Annotated in this window: 16 protein-coding genes and 1 other RNA gene; 3 read left to right on the top strand and 14 right to left on the bottom strand. The window is 72.4% G+C overall.

Annotation, left to right across the window (positions count from 1 at the left end):
* Positions 1–75: 75 nt before the first annotated feature.
* The 6 genes from ACSURM_RS22600 to ACSURM_RS22575 form a co-directional block, all read right to left on the bottom strand.
* On the bottom strand, positions 76–2427 hold the full coding sequence (locus ACSURM_RS22600; protein WP_436957466.1) for a HelD family protein: 2352 nt from the start codon (positions 2425–2427) through the stop codon (positions 76–78).
* Positions 2428–2487: 60 nt separating this feature from the next.
* Complete coding sequence (locus tag ACSURM_RS22595; RefSeq protein WP_436957465.1) at positions 2488–3288, bottom strand: zf-HC2 domain-containing protein; 801 nt, start codon at positions 3286–3288, stop codon at positions 2488–2490.
* 63 nt (positions 3289–3351) lie between these two features.
* Positions 3352–3963 carry a sigma-70 family RNA polymerase sigma factor gene (locus tag ACSURM_RS22590; protein ID WP_436957464.1) on the bottom strand — a complete coding sequence of 204 codons (612 nt, stop codon included), beginning with the start codon at positions 3961–3963 and terminating at the stop codon, positions 3352–3354.
* Positions 3964–4135: 172 nt separating this feature from the next.
* Entirely contained in the window at positions 4136–4729 is a 594-nt protein-coding gene (locus tag ACSURM_RS22585; RefSeq protein ID WP_436957462.1) for a CGNR zinc finger domain-containing protein, read from the bottom strand.
* 206 nt (positions 4730–4935) lie between these two features.
* The gene (locus tag ACSURM_RS22580) at positions 4936–6087 is read right to left on the bottom strand and encodes a uroporphyrinogen-III synthase (protein WP_436957460.1); all 1152 of its coding nucleotides are present in this window, start codon (positions 6085–6087) and stop codon (positions 4936–4938) included.
* Between the two features lie 87 nt (positions 6088–6174).
* Positions 6175–7545, bottom strand: coding sequence for a nitrate/nitrite transporter (locus ACSURM_RS22575; RefSeq protein ID WP_436957459.1), 1371 nt, complete (start codon positions 7543–7545; stop codon positions 6175–6177).
* Between the two features lie 344 nt (positions 7546–7889).
* On the opposite strand from ACSURM_RS22575, the gene ACSURM_RS22570 reads away from it, so the two are divergent.
* Positions 7890–8225, top strand: coding sequence for a hypothetical protein (locus ACSURM_RS22570; RefSeq protein ID WP_436961165.1), 336 nt, complete (start codon positions 7890–7892; stop codon positions 8223–8225).
* On the opposite strand, the gene ACSURM_RS22565 is transcribed toward ACSURM_RS22570, so the two are convergent.
* Complete coding sequence (locus tag ACSURM_RS22565; protein WP_436957457.1) at positions 8140–9192, bottom strand: LysR family transcriptional regulator; 1053 nt, start codon at positions 9190–9192, stop codon at positions 8140–8142. The genes ACSURM_RS22570 and ACSURM_RS22565 overlap by 86 nt on opposite strands.
* 83 nt (positions 9193–9275) lie before the next feature.
* On the opposite strand from ACSURM_RS22565, the gene ACSURM_RS22560 reads away from it, so the two are divergent.
* Positions 9276–10517, top strand: a complete 1242-nt coding sequence (locus ACSURM_RS22560; protein ID WP_436957455.1) for an MFS transporter — start codon at positions 9276–9278, stop codon at positions 10515–10517.
* A 39-nt stretch (positions 10518–10556) separates the two neighbouring features.
* On the opposite strand, the gene ssrA is transcribed toward ACSURM_RS22560, so the two are convergent.
* The 5 genes from ssrA to ftsE all read right to left on the bottom strand — a co-directional run bounded on the left by ssrA (position 10557) and on the right by ftsE (position 14543).
* Positions 10557–10926, bottom strand: a transfer-messenger RNA (tmRNA) gene (ssrA, locus tag ACSURM_RS22555).
* A 97-nt stretch (positions 10927–11023) separates the two neighbouring features.
* Positions 11024–11563: an SsrA-binding protein SmpB gene (gene smpB / locus ACSURM_RS22550; protein ID WP_436961164.1), complete on the bottom strand. Its 540-nt coding sequence runs from the start codon at positions 11561–11563 to the stop codon at positions 11024–11026.
* A gap of 80 nt (positions 11564–11643) precedes the next feature.
* Positions 11644–12831 (bottom strand): S41 family peptidase, encoded by a 1188-nt coding sequence (locus ACSURM_RS22545; protein WP_436957453.1) that lies wholly within the window; start codon positions 12829–12831, stop codon positions 11644–11646.
* Between the two features lie 68 nt (positions 12832–12899).
* Positions 12900–13817 carry a permease-like cell division protein FtsX gene (gene ftsX / locus ACSURM_RS22540; protein ID WP_189995962.1) on the bottom strand — a complete coding sequence of 306 codons (918 nt, stop codon included), beginning with the start codon at positions 13815–13817 and terminating at the stop codon, positions 12900–12902.
* Between the two features lie 36 nt (positions 13818–13853).
* Positions 13854–14543 (bottom strand): cell division ATP-binding protein FtsE, encoded by a 690-nt coding sequence (ftsE, locus tag ACSURM_RS22535; protein ID WP_030610589.1) that lies wholly within the window; start codon positions 14541–14543, stop codon positions 13854–13856.
* A 275-nt stretch (positions 14544–14818) separates the two neighbouring features.
* Here ftsE and ACSURM_RS22530 point away from each other — a divergent pair, with 275 nt between their 5' ends.
* Positions 14819–15019 (top strand): hypothetical protein, encoded by a 201-nt coding sequence (locus ACSURM_RS22530; RefSeq protein ID WP_030782860.1) that lies wholly within the window; start codon positions 14819–14821, stop codon positions 15017–15019.
* Positions 15020–15101: 82 nt separating this feature from the next.
* Here ACSURM_RS22530 and ACSURM_RS22525 read toward each other — a convergent pair whose 3' ends face one another.
* Entirely contained in the window at positions 15102–16151 is a 1050-nt protein-coding gene (locus ACSURM_RS22525; protein ID WP_436957450.1) for a hypothetical protein, read from the bottom strand.
* 302 nt (positions 16152–16453) lie between these two features.
* On the bottom strand, positions 16454–17560 hold the full coding sequence (prfB, locus tag ACSURM_RS22520) for a peptide chain release factor 2 (RefSeq protein ID WP_436957449.1): 1107 nt from the start codon (positions 17558–17560) through the stop codon (positions 16454–16456).
* Between the last annotated feature and the right edge of the window lie 17 nt (positions 17561–17577).

Below are 17577 nucleotides of genomic sequence, written 5' to 3'. Positions count from 1 at the left end.
CCTCGCCCAGGGCCATTCCCCTCACGCGGGATTGTTCGAAATCGACACGTGAGGCAGGAGCCGTGTCCCCGCCTGTCAGTCCCTGAGCAGGTCCGGGACCCCGGTCGGGTCCGGGTCGTCCCGTTGGGTCGAGACCACCGTCAGCTGCTGGGTGGCCCGGGTCAGCGCCACGTACAGCACGCGCAGGCCGGCCGGCGACTCGTCGGCGATCTCCGCGGGCGAGACGACGACCGTCGCGTCGTACTCCAGGCCCTTGGCCTCCAGGCTGCCGAGGGCCACCACCCGGTCGCCCAGCCCGGCCAGCCAGCGCCGGGCCTCCTCGCGCCGGCCCATCGCCACCACCACGCCGACCGTGCCGTCCACCAGGCCCAGCAGCCGCTCGGCCTCCGCGCGCACCGTCCGCTCCAGGGAGTCCGCCACCACGGTGAAGCGCGGCTCCACCCCGGTCGACCGCACGGCGGAGGGGGCCTCGGCGCCGGGCATGGCGAGCGCGAGCACCTTCGCGGCCAGGTCGGCGATCTCGGCCGGGTTGCGGTAGTTCACGGTGAGCTGGAAGCGGCGCCTGGGCCGGCTGCCCAGCGCCTCGTCGCGGGCCTCGGCCGCCTCGTCCGGGTCGGACCAGGAGGACTGCGCCGGGTCCCCGACGACCGTCCAGGTGGCCTGCCGGCCGCGGCGGCCGACCATGCGCCACTGCATCGGCGTCAGGTCCTGCGCCTCGTCCACGATGACGTGCGCGTACTCGGTGCGCTCCTGCGCCAGCCGCTCGGCCCGCTCGCGCTGGGTCTCCTCGCGCACCGGCATCAGCTCCTCCAGGCCGGTGAGCTGGTCCAGCGGGTCCAGTTCGCGCTTCTTGCGGGGGCGGGCCGGGGCGCCGAGGATCGCCTGGAGCTCGTCGAGCAGGGCGATGTCGTGCACGGACAGGCCGTCCCGCCTGAGCGAGCGGGCGACCTTGCGGACCTCGCCGGGGTTGAGCACCCGCCGGGCCCAGCGGCCGAGCCGCTTCTCGTCGGCCATCGCGGCGAGCACGGCCCGCGGGGTCAGCTCGGGCCACCAGGCGTCGAGGAACGCCAGGAAGGAGTCCTCGCTCGTGACGTCCTCGTCGAAGGAAGAGCGCAGCTCGGCGGCCAGCTCCGGGTCGGTGTGCCGGGCGGCGGCGCCGGACCGGGCCCACAGGGCGTCCAGCAGCAGCTTGCGGGCGCGCGGGCGGAGCAGGTTGACCGGCGCGGTGCCGGTGAGGGCGGTACGGCGGATACGTTCCAGCTCGTCGGCCTCCAGTTCGAGCCGGCGCCCGAAGGCCACGACGCGCAGCCGGGAGGGCGTGCCGTCACCGGGCCGGTCCTCGTCGTCCTCGGCGTCGGCCGGGGCGGCCGGGCCCAGCTCCAGGGCGCCCCGGGCGGCCTTGCGCAGCACCTTCAGCATCCGGGCGGAGCCCTTGGCGCGGGCCACGGACGGGGAGTCGTAGACGGTGGCCTCCGCGCCGTCGACGAGGGAGCCGATGGCGCGGATGGCGACCTGGCCCTCCTCGCCGAGCGAGGGCAGCACGCCCTCGGTGTAGGCGACCAGCAGCGGCGTCGGGGAGACGATCAGGATGCCGCCCGCGTAGCGTCTGCGGTCCTGGTAGAGCAGGTAGGCGGCGCGGTGCAGGGCGACGGCGGTCTTCCCGGTGCCCGGTCCGCCCTCCACGTAGGTGATGGAGGCGGCGGGGGCCCGGATGACCAGGTCCTGCTCGGCCTGGATGGAGGAGACGATGTCCCGCATGGTGTGGCCGCGGGCCTGGCCGAGGGCGGCCATCAGGGCGCCGTCGCCGATGACCGGCAGTTCCCGGCCGTCCAGGTACGCCGTCAGCTCCGGCCGCATCAGGTCGTCCTCGACGCCGAGCACCCGGCGCCCCTTGGAGCGGATGACCCGGCGCCGCACCACCCGTCCCGGCTCCACCGGCGTGGCCCGGTAGAAGGGCGCGGCGGCCGGCGCCCGCCAGTCGATGACCAGCGGGGAGTAGTCCTCGTCCAGGACGCCGATACGGCCGATGTGCAGCGTTTCGGCGATGTCGGCGGTGTCGTCCTCGCGCACGGCGCCCTCGGCGGGCTCGACGGCCGTGTAGGCGCCGTCGGGCCCCTTCTTGCCGTCCTTGCCGAGCAGCAGGTCGATCCGTCCGAAGAGGAAGTCCTCGAACTCGTTGTTCAGCCGGTTGAGATGGACCCCGGCCCGGAAGACCTGGGCGTCCCGTTCGGCGAGCGCGCCCGGGGTGCCGACCTGGCCGCGCTGGGCCGCGTCGTGCATCAGGAACTCGGCCTCGTGGATCTTCTCCTCTAGCCGCCGGTACACCCGGTCCAGGTGTTCCTGTTCGACGCTGATCTCCCGGTCACGGACGGAATCGTGTGTCTCGTGTACCGAGCCGACCGCGGACTGCTGAACCTGAGCGGCCACCTGGCCCCCTTCTGACGTGCTGGGCAGCCGTCAACCGTACGCGAAGGGGACCCGTCGAAGCTACGGGGCGGTCACCCGGGGCGCGCCCCGGGGCTCCGCGTCGACCTCCACCAGCTTCCGCCCCTCGAACGTCACCACCTCGAAGTGGTCGATCTCGTCGGGCCGGAAGGCCGCCGCCCCGCCGATGTAGAGCGGTTTCCGCGCCTGGTCGGTCTCGGCGTCCGGGATGCCGTACCCCCGGTCGGGCACCGACCACGACGACATGGTCACGCGCTGGCCGTTCTTGGCGACGAGCACCAGGGAGCACTTCAGCGGGCCCTTGACGTTCTTCAGCTCCAGCACCGCCTGGGTGCCCCAGTCCTTGCCGGTCATGGCGACGGTCGCGCTGACGCGGGTCGCGGCGTCCGTGGCGGACTTCCGGTCGGACATGGTGCGGAAGGCGGACTGGGCCGGTGGCGCGGCGACCTGCCCGTCCCCGTCGGAGCCGCCGCCGGCCGCGACCGCGGCCAGCGGGCCCGCGACGACCAGGGCCGCCGCGGCGGCGATCAGGTACAAGCCGCGGCGGCGCTTGCGGGCGCGCTGCTCGGCGACCTCGCCCACCAGCTCCTCCATCAGCCGGGGGCCGGGCCGGGCGGCCAGCGACTCGCCGATCGCGGGGGTGCCGCCGGAGCCGGGCAGGTCGGCCAGCGCGGCGAGCATCGGTTCCATCCCGGCCAGCTCGTCCAGTTGCCGGGCGCACCACTCGCAGCCGGCGAGGTGCGCCTCGAAAGCGGTTGCCTCGGCGTCGTCGAGGATCCCTAGGGCGTAGGCGCCCACGGTCTCGTGTTCGCTCGGCACCGGAGATCCCTGGCTGGGGTTCATGGGCCCAGGCATACCCGGACCACCCGGTCCGAATGCCCGCTCTCCCCCCGTACCCGCTGCTCATCACGCCGTCACCCCCCGCTCCTCCAGTGCCAGCTTCATCGACCGCAGGGCGTAGAACACCCGGGACCGGACGGTTCCGCTGGGTATGCCGAGGGTCTGGGCCGCCTCGTTGACGGTACGCCCTTTGAAGTACGTCTCGACGAGCACCTCCCGGTGGGCCGGGGTCAGGTCGTCGAGCGCGTCCGACAGCGTCATCAGCCACAGCGCCTTGTCGATCTCGTCCTCCGCGGGGATGACCTCCAGCGGCGACGGGTCGACCTCCTGCGGCCGGGCCTGCCGGCTGCGGTGGCCGTCGATCACGATGCGGCGCGCGACCGTCACCAGCCAGGGGCGTACCGAACCGGTCGCCCGATTGAGCCGACCGGCGTTCTTCCAGGCACGGATGAGCGTTTCCTGTACGACGTCCTCGGCGCGCTGCCGGTCACCGGCGACCAGCCGCAGGACGTAGGCGAGCAGTGGACCGGCGTGCTCCCGGTAGAGCGCGCGCACCAGTTCCTCGTCGGGTTCGGCGGGCGGTGCGGGTACGCGGGGTTCCGAGGGGCGTGCGGACAGGCGATGTCGGGCCTTCGATCCACGGTCCTTGGCCACGGCCGCATCCTTGCGCACGCCCACCTCCGGTGTCCGGGGGTTCCCCCAGTCGGTAGCTCGCCCACCCGTACGCAGGGGGGCGGTGGGGCGTTCAAAGCGGAAGCCCGGATTTCCCCGAGGCGGGCCGCCGGCCGGGACATGCCCGCACATTTCCACCACGGGATCTCCAGCGCGCTGTACGGCCCGTGTCACACGGTCAGGCGCGGGCGAGTGCGGCCCGCCGCCGGTGCCGGGCGACCCGTTCGCGGTTGCCGCACACCTCGCTGGAACACCAGCGCCGGCGCCGGCCCCGGGAGGTGTCGAGGTAGACGAGGGGGCAGTCGTCCCCCGCGCACTGCCGTACCGAGGCCCGCGCGACGGGGTCGGTGAGCAGTTCCACGGCGTCCCGGGCGACGACGGCGAGCAGCCCGGCACACCCGGGCGGCCCGGCCAACTCCCTCACCAGGCTTCCGCCTTCCCCGGGTACGGCGACGGGCGCGGGCGGCACGGCCCGGGCGGCCTCGTTGACCCGAGCGAGCGCACCCCCGTACCCGCCGGCCTCCCCAGCCAGCAGTACGCGCACCAAGTGCCCGATGTCCGCCCGCAGTTCCCGGAAGGCGGCCGGCCAGGAGACCTCCGCGTGCCCGAGCGGGGTCCCGTCCGGCACCAGTCCGGAACCGGTGATCCACGCGCACAACGCGCCCACGCCGTCCAGGCGTTCGCCCGGATGCCGGGTGGCGAGCAGGTCCAGGCACACCCGTCCGGCATCGAACCGCAGCGGGTACGCGGGCGTGCCTCCACCGAGTGCCATGTGCCAGTCACCGCCTAGGCAGAAACCGTGCGCGGGCGTGCACCCCCGCGCACGGACGGCATGCGGGACGACCGCGTCCCGCCTTCTCCACAGTGCCTGGCGGGGGGTTGGGCCGGAAGCCCTCGTGCGGGGAACGGGTCGCCCGCCACGGTCCGGGGCCCCGTGCGCCACGGCGGCCCTCCGCGCCGCCGGGCCGTGCCCCGGCCCTACTGGTCCGCGTACTTGCTGTCCGCCGCCGGGTCGAGGGCCAGCCGGTAGCCCCGCTTCACCACCGTCTGGATCAGTTTCGGCGCGCCGAGGGCCGTGCGCAGACGGGCCATCGCCGTCTCCACGGCGTGTTCGTCGCGGCCCGCGCCGGGCAGGGCCTTGAGCAGGTCCGCGCGCGGGACCACCCAGCCGGGGCGGCGGGACAGGGCGCGCAGCAGGGACATGCCGGCCGGCGGGACCGGCTTGAGTTCGCCGTCGATCAGGACCGCGTGGCCGCGGATCTCCACCCGGTGGCCGGCGACCGGCAACGCGCGGGCGCGGGCCGGGAGTTCCTGGCAGAGCAGCTGCACCAGGGGGCCGAGGCGGAAGCGTTCCGGCTGGACCGTGTCCACCCCGTGGGCCTGGAGGGGCAGCGCGGTGACCGGGCCGACGCAGGCGGGCAGGACGTCGTGGGCCAGCGCCGACAGCAGCTCGCCCAGCAGGCCGCGCTCCTCCGCCCGGGAGAGGAGGGAGGCGGCGGCGGGGGCGCTGGTGAAGGTGAGGGCGTCCAGGCCGCGGCCGACGGCCGTGTCCAGCAGACGGTCCAGCGGGCCGGTGTCCTCCGGGGGCATCCAGCGGTAGACCGGCACCGGGAGCACCTCCGCCCCGGCGGCCCGCAGCGACTCCACGAAGCCGGGCAGGGGTTCGCCGTGCAGCTGTACGGCGACGCGGCTGCCGTCGACGCCCTCCTCCAGGAGCCGGTCGAGGACCTCGGCCAGGGACTCCGAGGAGGGCGACCACTCCTCGGTCAGGCCCGCCGCCCGGATCGCGCCCTTGACCTTCGGGCCGCGGGCCAGCAGCCGCGCCCCGCGCAGCCGGCCCACCAGCTGTTCCCCGAGGCCCCAGCCGTCGGCGGCCTCGACCCAGCCCCGGAAGCCGATGGCGGTCGTGGCCACGACGACGTCCGGCACCCGGTCGATGATGTCCTTCGTGGCGGCCAGCAGTTCGCTGTCGTCGGCGAGCGGCACGATCCGCAGCGCGGGAGCGTGCAGGACGGTGGCGCCGCGCCGCTGGAGCAGGGCGCCCAGCTCCTCGGCCCGGCGCGCGGCGGTGACGCCCACGGTGAACCCGGCGAGGGGGCCGTGCTCGGGTTGCTGCTCTTCGTCGTACATGGGGCTCTCCTAGCTGACCGGCGCGCCGCACGAGCCTGTCAACACTGCGTGACAGGCTCGGTTCGGCTCGATGTCGCCGGTGTTACGTCATACCTCGGCATAGCTGAGCTGGGTCTTCTCCTCGGACGTGGACGCCGTGGCCGGAATCCGCCCGATCGGGCGGCGAAGGTATACGGCCCAGGTGACCACGAAGCAGACAGCGTAGAAGCCGAGGAACGCGACGAAGGCACCGGTACCGGAGCCGTAGGAGAGGAAGGACTGGCGGAAGGCCAGGTTGATGCCGACCCCGCCGAGCGCGCCGACCGCGCCGATCAGCCCCATGGCCGCGCCGGACAGCCGCCGGCCGTGGGCGACGGCCGCCTCGCCCTCGAGCCCCCGGGCCAGGGCCTTGGCCTGGAAGATGCCGGGGATCATCTTGTACGTCGACCCGTTGCCGAGGCCGCTGAGCACGAACAGCACGACGAAGACGGACACGAACAGCGGCAGCGACTTACGCATGCCGGCCCCGATCAGTACGGCGGTGGCGGCCGCCATGCCGACGTAGTTCCACAGGGTGATGCGGGCGCCGCCGTAGCGGTCGGCGAGCCAGCCGCCGACGGGGCGGATCAGGGAGCCGAGCAGCGGGCCGATGAAGGTGAGGTAGGCCGCCTGGAGCGGGGTCCGGCCGAACTGGTTGGTCAGCACCTGGCCGAAGGCGAAGCTGTAGCCGATGAAGGAGCCGAAGGTGCCGACGTAGAGGAAGGCCATGATCCAGGTGTGGCCGTCCCGGGCCGCGTCCTTGGCCGCGCCGGTGTCGTTCTTCACCGAGGCCAGGTTGTCCATGAACAGCGCGGCGAGCACGGCGGCCACGACGATCAGCGGGATGTAGATGCCGAGCAGCACGCGCGGGCCGCCGCCCGCGCCGATGATGGCGAGCGCGGCGAGCTGGATGACGGGGACGCCGATGTTGCCGCCGCCCGCGTTGAGCCCGAGCGCCCACCCCTTCTTCCGCAGGGGGAAGAAGGCGTTGATGTTGGTCATGGAGGAGGCGAAGTTGCCGCCGCCGATCCCGGCCAGCAGGCCCACCAGGAGGAACGTGGAGAAGGACGTGCCCGGCTCCATCACCGTGAACGCGGCGATGGTCGGGGCGAGCAGCAGGCTCGCCGAGACGACCGTCCAGTTCCGGCCGCCGAAGACGGCCACGGCGAACGTGTACGGCACCCGGACGACCGCGCCGACCAGCGTGACCACCGAGGTCAGCAGGAACTTGTCGGCGGGGGTCAGCCCGTACTCGGGGCCCATGAACAGCACCAGCACGGACCACAGGGTCCACACCGAGAACCCGATGTGCTCCGACAGCACGGAGAACCACAGGTTCCGGCGGGCGATCCGCTCCCCGGTCGCGTTCCAGAACCCCTCGTCCTCCGGGTCCCAGCGCTCGATCCAGCGGCCTCGACGGGTTGGGGCTGGGGCTGTCATCAGGCCTCCACGGTGCTCCGGCTGCTCGGTCTGCCGACCACTGACTCGGTTGACTCGGTCCGAAGGTAGGAAGGGCGCGTTTCCACCCTGTGGCAGCGGGTGACCGGAAGGGAACGTTGCTCTCACTCGGGCGGGGGGCGACCGGTGAGGGGGCCTGACCCGCCGGCGCGGGCCGGTATCCGGCTACATCCGGTTCGAACACCACCTGACCGATCCGAACACGGCCACAGGTCACGCTCACCCTCGGCGACCACCCCTGCCCCGCGCCCCGGTGAGCCGGCTGACCCTCTGGAACTGCTCAAGTGGTTTGGAGGGTGCCGTCGGTCGGAGCGAGCATGATCCATATGAAGGGACTCGCGGGATTCGGCAAGAAGCAGGACTGTGTGCTCGTCATCCGGGACGCCGATGTCGTGCTGGCGGCGTTGCGGGAGGTGCTGGACGGGGCCCCGGAGCGGGAGCGGGCCGGGCTGGAGCGGGCCGTCGCCGTGGTCGGGGGTGTCGCCGGGGCGGACGAGGGGGCGCTGCGGGCCGCGTGGGTGCGGGAGCGGCTCGCCGGGGTCGGGTTCGCCGGGGACATCGACTCCGTCGCCGCGGTCAAGGCGCTGCGCCAGGCCGAGCCGGACCTGAGTCTGCTCGCGGCCGTCCAGTTGCAGCGGGACGCGGTCGCCCATCCGGCGTGATGCCGGCCGCCATGGTCTCCTCGTCCACCGCCGGGAGCCAGCCGTCGGCCGGGCGGCGCAGCCAGCCCTCCGACCGGGCGGTGTGCGCCGCCGCACGTCTCAGGGCCGTCAGGCCGGGGTGGACCAGGCCCCTGCGCCAGACCAGGGAGACGGGGGACAGCGGGACGGGGGCCACGAGGGGGCGGCGGACCGTGCCGGGCCTGGGCGGGAAGTCCACCACCGCCAGGACCGGGTTCCCGGTCTTCGCCATGACGCGGGTGAACTCCTCGTCGCCGACGGCCATCGGCAGCGGCGGCGCGAGCCGGATCCCCCGGCCCTCGAACAGGCGCAGGGCCAGGTCGGTCCACTCCCGGGTGCGCGGGTTGCCCGCGCCGGCGTACAGCGTCTCCCCGGCCAGCGCGGACACCGGGACCTCGGGCAGGGGCGCCAGCGGGTGGTCCTCGGGCAGGACGACGGCCATCGGCTCGTACCGCACCGGCTGCTGTACGAGGCCGGAGCGGAGTGCCGGGTCGAGGCCGGCGAAGCGGCCGAAGGAGACGTCCAGGCGGCCGGCCAGCAGATCGGCGGCGGCGCCGGTGAGCCCGCTCTCGTAGCGGGCCATCAGCTCGCAGTCGGGGGCGAGTTCGCGGGCCCGGTGCAGCACCCGGCGGCCGGTGGCCAGGCCCGCCGTGTTCAGGTCGACCAGCAGCGGGCGGGCCTGTCCGGCCGCGAACGCGGCGAGCAGGTCGTCCTGGGCGGCGAGGACCCGGCGCGCGTACGGCAGCAGGCGCTCGCCGTCGGTCGTGAGGGTGACCTGCCGGGTTGTGCGGACGAACAGCTCCGCGCCCAACTCCCGCTCCAGCCGCCGTACATCACGGCTGAGCGCCTGCTGGGCTACGTAGAGGCGGGCCGCGGCCCGGGTGAAGTGCAGGTCCTCCGCCACGGCCACGAAGGCGCGCAGCAGGCGCGGGTCCAGGGATGCGGGCACGGAGCGAATCTACAACGCGGGTGCGTCAATCGGCGCCGCGCAGGTGTTGGACCCGGTGATCCCCTCCGGGTGACCGTGGGGGCATGCCTCAACCGACCACCCAGGAACGCCGGATACGGAAGAGAACCACCGGACTCTCCGGGTACCGGCGGCTGTTCGGGCTCCCCGGCGCCCGTGCCTTCACCGCCGGCAACCTCCTCGCCCGCCTTCCCATGGGCATGTTCAGCGTGAGCGCGGTCGTGATGATCGCCGGTGCCCGGGGCTCGTACGCCCTCGCCGGTGCCGTCACCGCGACCGGGCTCGCGGCGACCGCGGTGGCCGGGCCCTTCGTCGCCCGGCTGGTGGACCGGCACGGGCAGGCCCGGATCGCGCTGCCGGCCACGGTCGTCTCCGTGCTCGGCAGCCTCGCCCTGCTGCTGTGCGTCCGCTGCGACGCCCCCGACTGGACCCTCTTCGCGGCCTACGCCTGCACCGCGACCACCCCGAACATCGGCGGCCTCTCCCGTGCCCGCTGGGCCCATCTGCTGCGGGACGAGCCCGGCGCGCTGCACACGGCGAACGCGTTCGAGCAGGCCGCGGACGAGCTGTGCTTCATGCTCGGGCCGGTCCTCGCCTCCTTCCTGACCGGAACGTTCTTCCCGGAGGCGGGCACGCTCACGGGGGCGGTGCTGCTGCTCGCCGGGATGCTGCTGTTCACCGCCCAGCGGGCGACCGAGCCGCCGCCGACGGCCCGGTCCCAGGGGCCGTCACCGTTGCGCGGCCCGGGCATCCCGGCGCTGCTGGTCTGCTTCACGGCGACCGGAGCCGTGTTCGGTTCCCTGGAGGTCGTCACCCTCGCCTACGCCGACGCGCAGGGGCACCGCGCGGCGGGCGGCGCGGTGCTCGCGCTCCAGGCGGCGGGCTCGTGCGCGGCGGGGCTGGCGTACGGGGCGTTCGGGTCGGCCCGGCCCCGGCTCGTCCCGTGCCTGGCGGCGATGGCCGCCTTGATGGTGCTGCCCCGGGCGGCGGCCGGCACCGGCTCGCTCGTGGTGCTCGCCGGTGCGCTGCTGGTCGCGGGCATGGCGACCGCGCCGACCATGGTGACGGCGATGGCGCTGGTGCAGCGGCGCACCCCGGCCGGCCGGCTGAACGAGGGCATGAGCCTGATGGTGACCGGGCTGCTCGCCGGGATCGCTGGCGGCTCGGCGGCGGGCGGCTGGGCGGCCGAGCGCCTCTCCCCCGTCACCGCCTTCGCCGTACCGGCCGCGGCGGCCTTCCTGGCCCTGCTCGTCGGCGTGGCGGGCGGACGGGAGGGGGCAAGGCGAAGGCCCCGCCACTCAGTGTGACGGGGCCTTGCCCACATGGGGTCGGCCCCCTAGGGGGCCTCGTGGAGATGGCGGGAATCGAACCCGCGTCCAACGGTGCGGAATCAGGGCTTCTCCGTGTGCAGTCCGCTGCGATTTTCTCGGCCCCGGAGATCACGCGGACAAGTCTCCGACGGGCTCAGTCACTGTTTGATTTCCCTCTACACCCCGTGACCGGGTCTAGAGGTTTAGTTCCCTAGCTGATGCCAGGATCCGGGTCGGGAACAGCCCCGGGCTGACACTTCGCAAGTCGCTACTTAGGCAGCGAGGGCGAAGGAATCGCGCTTGGTGTTGGCGATTATTTTTTGCGACATATGGTTTACGAGATCATTGCCGCTTCCTCGACACGCTTCCCCTGCTTCGACAGCCGCTGTCGAAACCGATCATCCCCATGTTGATTTCTCAAGGTGCGCACCCACTGTGAGGTGCAGGTGCCATCGTACGGGAACAACGCGGGCCGATGCCAGCCTATTCCCGTGGCCGGCCGGCTAGGCGCCGCGCTGCCGGCGCTTCGCCGCCGCGATCGCCCGGGCCGCCTCCCGCCGGTCCTGCTGCTCGCGCAGCGTCTGCCGCTTGTCGTACTCCTTCTTGCCCCGCGCGAGAGCGATCTCGGCCTTCGCCCGGCCGTCCTTGAAGTAGATGGCGAGGGGCACGATCGTGTGCCCCGTCTCCTGGGACTTCGCCTCCAGCTTGTCGATCTCCTCGCGGTGCAGGAGCAGCTTGCGCTTGCGGCGCGCGGAGTGGTTGGTCCAGCTGCCCTGGTGATACTCGGGGATGTGGGCGTTGTGCAGCCACGCCTCGCCCCGGTCGATGTGGACGAAGCCGTCGGTCAGCGAGGTCCGTCCCTCGCGCAGCGACTTGACCTCCGTGCCCATGAGCACGAGCCCGGCCTCGAAGGTGTCGATGATCGCGTAGTCGTGCCGGGCCTTCTTGTTCTGGGCGACGATCTTGCGCTTGCCGCCCTTCTCGCCGTCCCTGGCCTTGGCGGCCCCGCCGTGCTTGGGCTGGGACTCCTTCGGTACGTACATTCCCTTGCTCATAGTGCCGCCATTTTCGCACCACACAGGGGTGGTGAGTACAGCCGTTTACGGGTGGGCGCGCGGCGCGGCTACGACGGGTCGCCCAGCCCGGTGAGCACCGTACGGGCCCGGGGCAGGGCCTGGTCCGGGCCCGCCTCCAGGTCGGGGGTGATGCCCCGGCCGTCGACGGTGTGCCCGGACGGGGTGCGGTAGTGGCCGACGGTCAGCTCGGCCACCGAGCCGTCGGGCAGCTTCGTCGGCATCTGGACGGAGCCCTTGCCGAAGGTGCGCGACCCGATCACCACCGCGCGCCCCCGGTCCTGGAGGGCGCCGGTGAGCAGCTCGGCCGCGCTCATGGTGCCGCCGTCGACGAGGACGACCAGCGGCCGGGCGGTGTCGCCGCCCGGGTCGGCGTGCAGGGCGCGCTGGGCGCCGTCGACGTCGTAGGTGGCGACCAGGCCGCCGTCCAGGAAGGCGGAGGCGGTGGACACGGCCTCGGTGACCAGGCCGCCGGAGTTGCCGCGCAGGTCGAGGATGGTGCGGCCGTCGGCGGGGGCGGTGCGCAGGGCCGCGCGCACCGCGTCGGCGGAGCCCTTGGTGAACGCGGAGACCTTGACGGCGGTGACCGCGCCGGGCAGCCGGCTCACGGTCACGGGGTCGGTGGACAGCCTGGCCCGGCGCAGGGTCCTCGTCCACGCGCGCGTGCCCCGCTCCAGGCCGAGCGTGACCGTCGTACCGGCCGGGGCATCCGCCCTGCCGTCGCCGCGCGCGTCGCCGCGCAGCAGGGCGATCACCTCGGTGACCGGCCGGCCGTCGGTGCGGTGGCCGTCGACGCTGCGCAGCCGGTCGCCGGCCCGGATCCCGGCGTCGGCGGCGGGCGAGCCGGGCCGCACCCGGGTGACCTCGATCCCGCCGGCCGGCTCCTGCCGCGCCCACAGCCCGACACCGGTGTAGCGGCCGTCGAGCGCGTCCTGGAACTCCTGGTACTCGCCCTCGGAGTAGACCGCGGCCCAGCGGTCGCCGCTGCGGCTGACGGCCCGTTCGGCGGCCTCCGTCGGGGACTTGCCGGCGGCCATCGCCGCGGCGGCGGCCTCCCGCACGGCCTCGGGCCGGGCGGCCGGGTCCGCCGGTGCGGCGACGGCCCTGCGCTGCGGGGCGCCGGGCCCCGGGAAGGCGTCGGTGGCGGCGCCCGCCCCCAGCACTCCGGCGAAGACCAGTGTCAGGGCGGCGCCGCGGCGGACGCGGCGGGGACTGCAGAGGGGGTCACGGCCTGACATGGCGGTGAGTCTAGGACAACGCGAAGGGCCGCACGGGCGGTTGCCCGTACGGCCCTTCTTGGTGTGCGTCACACCTTCAAGTATTTGCGGAGCGCGAAGAACGCCGCCAGGGACGGCATCAGCACGCTGGTCGCCAGGATCAGCGGCAGCTTGGTCAACACGGCGTCCCAGCCCACGAAGTTGATGAGGGTCAGCTTGTGGGAGAGGTCCATGCCGTGGTCGATGGTGAAGTACCGGCCGAGCACGAGGGCCACACAGGCCAGGCCGCCGCCGATGAGTCCGGCGACCGCGGCCTCGGCGATGAACGGCGCCTGGATGTAGAAGCCCGAGGCGCCGACCAGGCGCATGATGCCGGTCTCGCGCCGGCGGCTGAACGCCGAGACGCGCACGGTGTTGACGATCAGCAGCAGGGCGACGATCAGCATCATCGCCATCACGCCGAGCGCGCCCCGGTTCATCAGGTTCAGCAGCTGGAAGAGGTTGTCCAGGATGCCCTTCTGGTCCTGCACCGACTGCACGCCGTCCCGCCCGTTGAACGCGCTCGCGATCACCTGGTACTTCTGCGGGTCCTTGAGCTTGATCCGGTACGACTCCTGCATCTGGTCCGGCGTCAGCGAGCCGGCCAGCGGGGAGTTGCCGAACTGCTCCTTGTAGTGCTTGTACGCCTCGTCCTGGGACTCGTAGGTCACGTTCTCGACGACCGGCATCTGCTTCAGGTCCGCGAGGATCTGCTTCTTCTGGTCCTCGGTGACCGCGCCCTTGGCGCAGTGCACGTCGTTCTCCGCGTCGTGCTTGTTGCACAGGAAGATCGAGACGTTGACCTTGTCGTACCAGTAGCCCTTCATGGTGCTGACCTGGTCGCTCATCAGCAGCGAGCCGCCGAACAGGGCCAGGGACAGGGCGACGGAGACGATGACGGCGAAGGTCATCGTCAGGTTGCGGCGGAGACCGACACCGATCTCCGACAGGACGAACTGGGCGCGCATGGCTACTTCTTCAGGCCTTTCGGGAACTGGGTGCGGTCAGTGCTGGTAGCCGTAGACGCCGCGGGCCTGGTCGCGGACGAGGCGGCCCTTCTCCAGCTCGATGACGCGCTTGCGCATCTGGTCCACGATGTTCTGGTCGTGCGTCGCCATGATGACGGTGGTGCCCGTCCGGTTGATCCGGTCGAGCAGCTTCATGATGCCGACGGAGGTCTGCGGGTCGAGGTTGCCGGTGGGCTCGTCGGCGATGAGCAGTTTGGGCCGGTTGACGAACGCGCGCGCGATGGCGACGCGCTGCTGTTCACCGCCGGACAGCTCGCCGGGCCTGCGGTCCTCCTTGCCGCCGAGCCCGACCAGGTCGAGCACCTGCGGCACGGACTTGCGGATCTCGCCGCGGGACTTGCCGATCACCTCCTGGGCGAAGGCCACGTTCTCCGCGACCGTCTTGTTCGGCAGCAGCCGGAAGTCCTGGAAGACGGTGCCCAGCTGGCGGCGCATCTGCGGCACCTTCCAGTTGGACAGGCGCGCGAGGTCCTTGCCGAGCACGTGCACCTGGCCGTGGCTGCACCGCTCCTCGCGGAGGATGAGCCGCAGGAAGGTGGACTTTCCGGAGCCGGAGGACCCCACGAGGAAGACGAACTCGCCCTTCTCCACCTCCAGGGAGACATCCCTGAGTGCGGGGCGGGTCTGCTTGGGGTAGACCTTGGAGACGTTGTCGAATCGGATCACGGATGCACCACGGGTCGCCGGGGGTAGATGAGCGTGACCATACGCGAACCGGGTGTGCGAGCGCAGGCACAGGTTGAGGTTGGGCAAGACTTGTACGTTTTTGTACCTCCCGGTGTCCGTACCCCCCGCCTACGCCCGGGTGCGGGCCCCGCGCACGCTCCGCGGGAACCTGGCACAGTGGAAGAAGGAAGACGAAGGACGACGGGAGCGCCGGGGAACGTTCCCGTTCCCGTGAGCGTTGTACATGTGATGGCCGGTGCAAGGAGGGCGAGCGCATGACGTACGACCGGTTGGTGTGCGCGAACTGCGCGGCGCCCGTGAGCGAGGGCCGGTGCCCGGTGTGCCGTGCCAACCGCGAGCGACTGCAGCAGGAGGGCTTCTTCGGGGGCCTGAACGGGCTGAACCCGATGGCGCTGATCGCGCTGCTGGCGGTGCTGATCGCCGCGGTGGCGCTGCTGGCGCACCAGACGGCGTGAGCATGCCGTAAGGGCCCGGAGCGCCTGGCTCCGGGCCCTTACGTATGCGCTGTGCTTGCGGTGCGTGACCGCGCGGTCACGCTCAGGCAGCGGCGCCGCTCCGGCCGTTGACCAGGCGCGGCAGCATGCGGAAGCCGATACCGCCGGCGATCATGGTCGCGGCGCCGACGAGCAGGAACGCGGTCTGCCCGGCACCGGTCTCGGCGAGCTGCTTGTCGCCGCCCTGGGCCACGGTGTCGGAGCCGGTGTCGGTCAGCGCCGAGGAGCCGGCGTCCTGCGGGACGGTGTTGTTGCCGCCGCCGTTGGGCGTGTTGTTGTTGCCGCCGGTGCCGGTGCCGCCGTCGGTGGAACCGCCGGTGGAGCCGGTACCGCCCGTGGTGCCGGTGGTGCCGGTGCCGCCGTCGGTGCCGGTGCCGCCGTCCGTGCCGCTGTCGCCGCCCGAGTTGCCGCCGTTGCCGTTGCCACCGGAGTTGCCGTTGCCGCCGTCGGTGCCGCTGTCGCCACCGTTGCCGCCGTTGCCGTTGCCACCCGAGTTGCCGTTGCCGCCCGAGTTGCCGTTGCCGCTGTCGCCGCCGATGACACCGCCGATGGACGCGTCACCGCCGTTGGAGGCGTCACCGCCCGAGGCGGCGGCACCACCGGAAGCGGCGTCACCACCAGAGGCCGCCGCACCACCGGAAGCGGCAGCACCACCCGAGGCGGCGTCACCGCCCGAGGCCGCCGCACCACCGGAAGCGGCGTCACCACCAGAGGCCGCCGCACCACCGGAAGCAGCAGCACCACCAGAGGCAGCGTCACCGCCCGAGGCCGCCGCACCGCCGGAAGCAGCATCGCCACCAGAGGCCGCCGCACCACCCGAGGCGGCGTCACCACCCGAGGCCGCCGCACCACCGGAAGCAGCAGCGCCGCCCGTGCTGTCGGTGCCGCCGTCGGTGCAGATGCCGACCGGGCAGCTGCCCCCGTCGGTGTTCCCGCCGTCGGCGCCGACACCGCTCACGCCGAGGCTGATCGGACCCGCCTGGACATCGAGGTCCAGGGCGGAAGCCGCGCCCGCCGCGGTCAGCGAGGCACCGGCCGCGATCACGGCGCCGGCGGCTATCCGCGCGACCCGGATCCGCGTCTTCTTCGTCATATGGTTGCTACCCCCAGTAGCTGTTCGTCCATGAGGCGGCACGTGGGACGGGCGTGCCGTGATCGACGGAGGCAGCTGGTGACGAAGAGTGCGTCAACTCGATCCCCCGGTTCACATGCGCCCCGCGCATACGCATGCCGCCGCCCCACCCTTCCGATTTTTCATAGCAACGTCAAGGGCGTTGCGGGCGTAATGCCCGATGGGGTGGCGTTTAGGGGGAATGGGAGCCTGTGAGTGTGATGTAAAACCCGGACAAAAGAACAACTGCCGCCCATCGGACGGCAGTTGTCATGTCGACAAAGTTACTTCTCCTGCTGCTTGCGCCAGCGAATACCGGCCTCCAGGAACCCGTCGATCTCGCCGTTGAACACGGCCTCCGGGTTGCCCACCTCATGCTCGGTGCGCAGGTCCTTGACCATCTGGTAGGGGTGCAGCACGTACGAACGCATCTGGTTGCCCCAGGAGTTGCCGCCGTCGCCCTTGAGGGCGTCCATCTTGGCCTGCTCCTCCTGGCGGCGCCGCTCCAGCAGCTTGGCCTGGAGGACGTTCATCGCAGTGGCCTTGTTCTGGATCTGCGACCGCTCGTTCTGGCAGGAGACCACGATGCCGGTGGGCAGGTGGGTGATGCGGACGGCGGAGTCGGTCGTGTTGACGCCCTGGCCGCCGGGGCCGGAGGAGCGGTAGACGTCGATCCGCAGGTCGGACTCGTCGATCTCGACGTGGTCGGACTGCTCGACGACCGGCAGCACCTCGACGCCCGCGAAGGACGTCTGGCGGCGGCCCTGGTTGTCGAACGGCGAGATGCGCACCAGGCGGTGCGTGCCCTGCTCGACGGAGAGCGTGCCGTAGGCGTACGGCGCCTGCACGGAGAAGGTGGTCGACTTGATGCCGGCCTCTTCGGCGTACGAGGTCTCGATCAGCTCCGTCTTGTAACCGCGCTGCTCGGCCCAGCGCAGGTACATGCGCTGGAGCTTCTCGGCGAAGTCGGCCGCGTCGACGCCGCCGGCCTCGGCGCGGATGTTGACGAGCGCCTCACGGGAGTCGTACTCCCCGGACAGGAGGGTGCGCACCTCCATCTCGTCCAGCGCCTTCTTCACCGAGACCAGCTCGGACTCGGCCTCGGCGCGGGTGTCCGGGTCGTCCTCCTCCTCGGCCATCTCGAAGAGGACCGCGAGGTCGTCGATCCGGCCGCGCAGCGCCTCCGCCTTCCTGACCTCGGCCTGGAGGTGGGAGAGCTTGCTGGTGACCTTCTGCGCCTCGTCCGGGTTGTCCCACAGGGACGGGGCCGCCGCCTGCTCCTCAAGCACGGCGATATCTGCCCTCATCTTGTCGAGGTCCAGGACGGCCTCGATCGACTCCATGGTCGAGGAGAGGGACTTCAGCTCTTCGGATACATCGACGACTGCCACGCCTTCCAGCGTAACGG

It is taken from the genome of Streptomyces sp. SudanB182_2057, assembly GCF_964272715.1.
Lineage (GTDB): Bacteria > Actinomycetota > Actinomycetes > Streptomycetales > Streptomycetaceae > Streptomyces > Streptomyces rubradiris.
The sequence above is the reverse complement of the archived record's forward strand: the minus strand, read 5'-3'. Positions and strand labels throughout refer to the sequence as shown.

Bases quoted from the DNA above. Each gene is read 5' to 3' on its own strand.
- ACSURM_RS22595 (WP_436957465.1), bottom strand. From the start codon at position 3,288: ATGAACCCCAGCCAGGGATCTCCGGTGCCGAGCGAACACGAGACCGTG.
- ACSURM_RS22585 (WP_436957462.1), bottom strand. From the start codon at position 4,729: ATGGCACTCGGTGGAGGCACGCCCGCGTACCCGCTGCGGTTCGATGCC.
- ACSURM_RS22580 (WP_436957460.1), bottom strand. From the start codon at position 6,087: ATGTACGACGAAGAGCAGCAACCCGAGCACGGCCCCCTCGCCGGGTTC.
- ACSURM_RS22575 (WP_436957459.1), bottom strand. From the start codon at position 7,545: ATGACAGCCCCAGCCCCAACCCGTCGAGGCCGCTGGATCGAGCGCTGG.
- ACSURM_RS22570 (WP_436961165.1), top strand. From the start codon at position 7,890: ATGAAGGGACTCGCGGGATTCGGCAAGAAGCAGGACTGTGTGCTCGTC.
- ACSURM_RS22560 (WP_436957455.1), top strand. From the start codon at position 9,276: ATGCCTCAACCGACCACCCAGGAACGCCGGATACGGAAGAGAACCACC.
- smpB (WP_436961164.1), bottom strand. From the start codon at position 11,563: ATGTACGTACCGAAGGAGTCCCAGCCCAAGCACGGCGGGGCCGCCAAG.
- ACSURM_RS22545 (WP_436957453.1), bottom strand. From the start codon at position 12,831: ATGTCAGGCCGTGACCCCCTCTGCAGTCCCCGCCGCGTCCGCCGCGGC.
- ftsX (WP_189995962.1), bottom strand. From the start codon at position 13,817: ATGCGCGCCCAGTTCGTCCTGTCGGAGATCGGTGTCGGTCTCCGCCGC.
- ACSURM_RS22530 (WP_030782860.1), top strand. From the start codon at position 14,819: ATGACGTACGACCGGTTGGTGTGCGCGAACTGCGCGGCGCCCGTGAGC.
- ACSURM_RS22525 (WP_436957450.1), bottom strand. From the start codon at position 16,151: ATGACGAAGAAGACGCGGATCCGGGTCGCGCGGATAGCCGCCGGCGCC.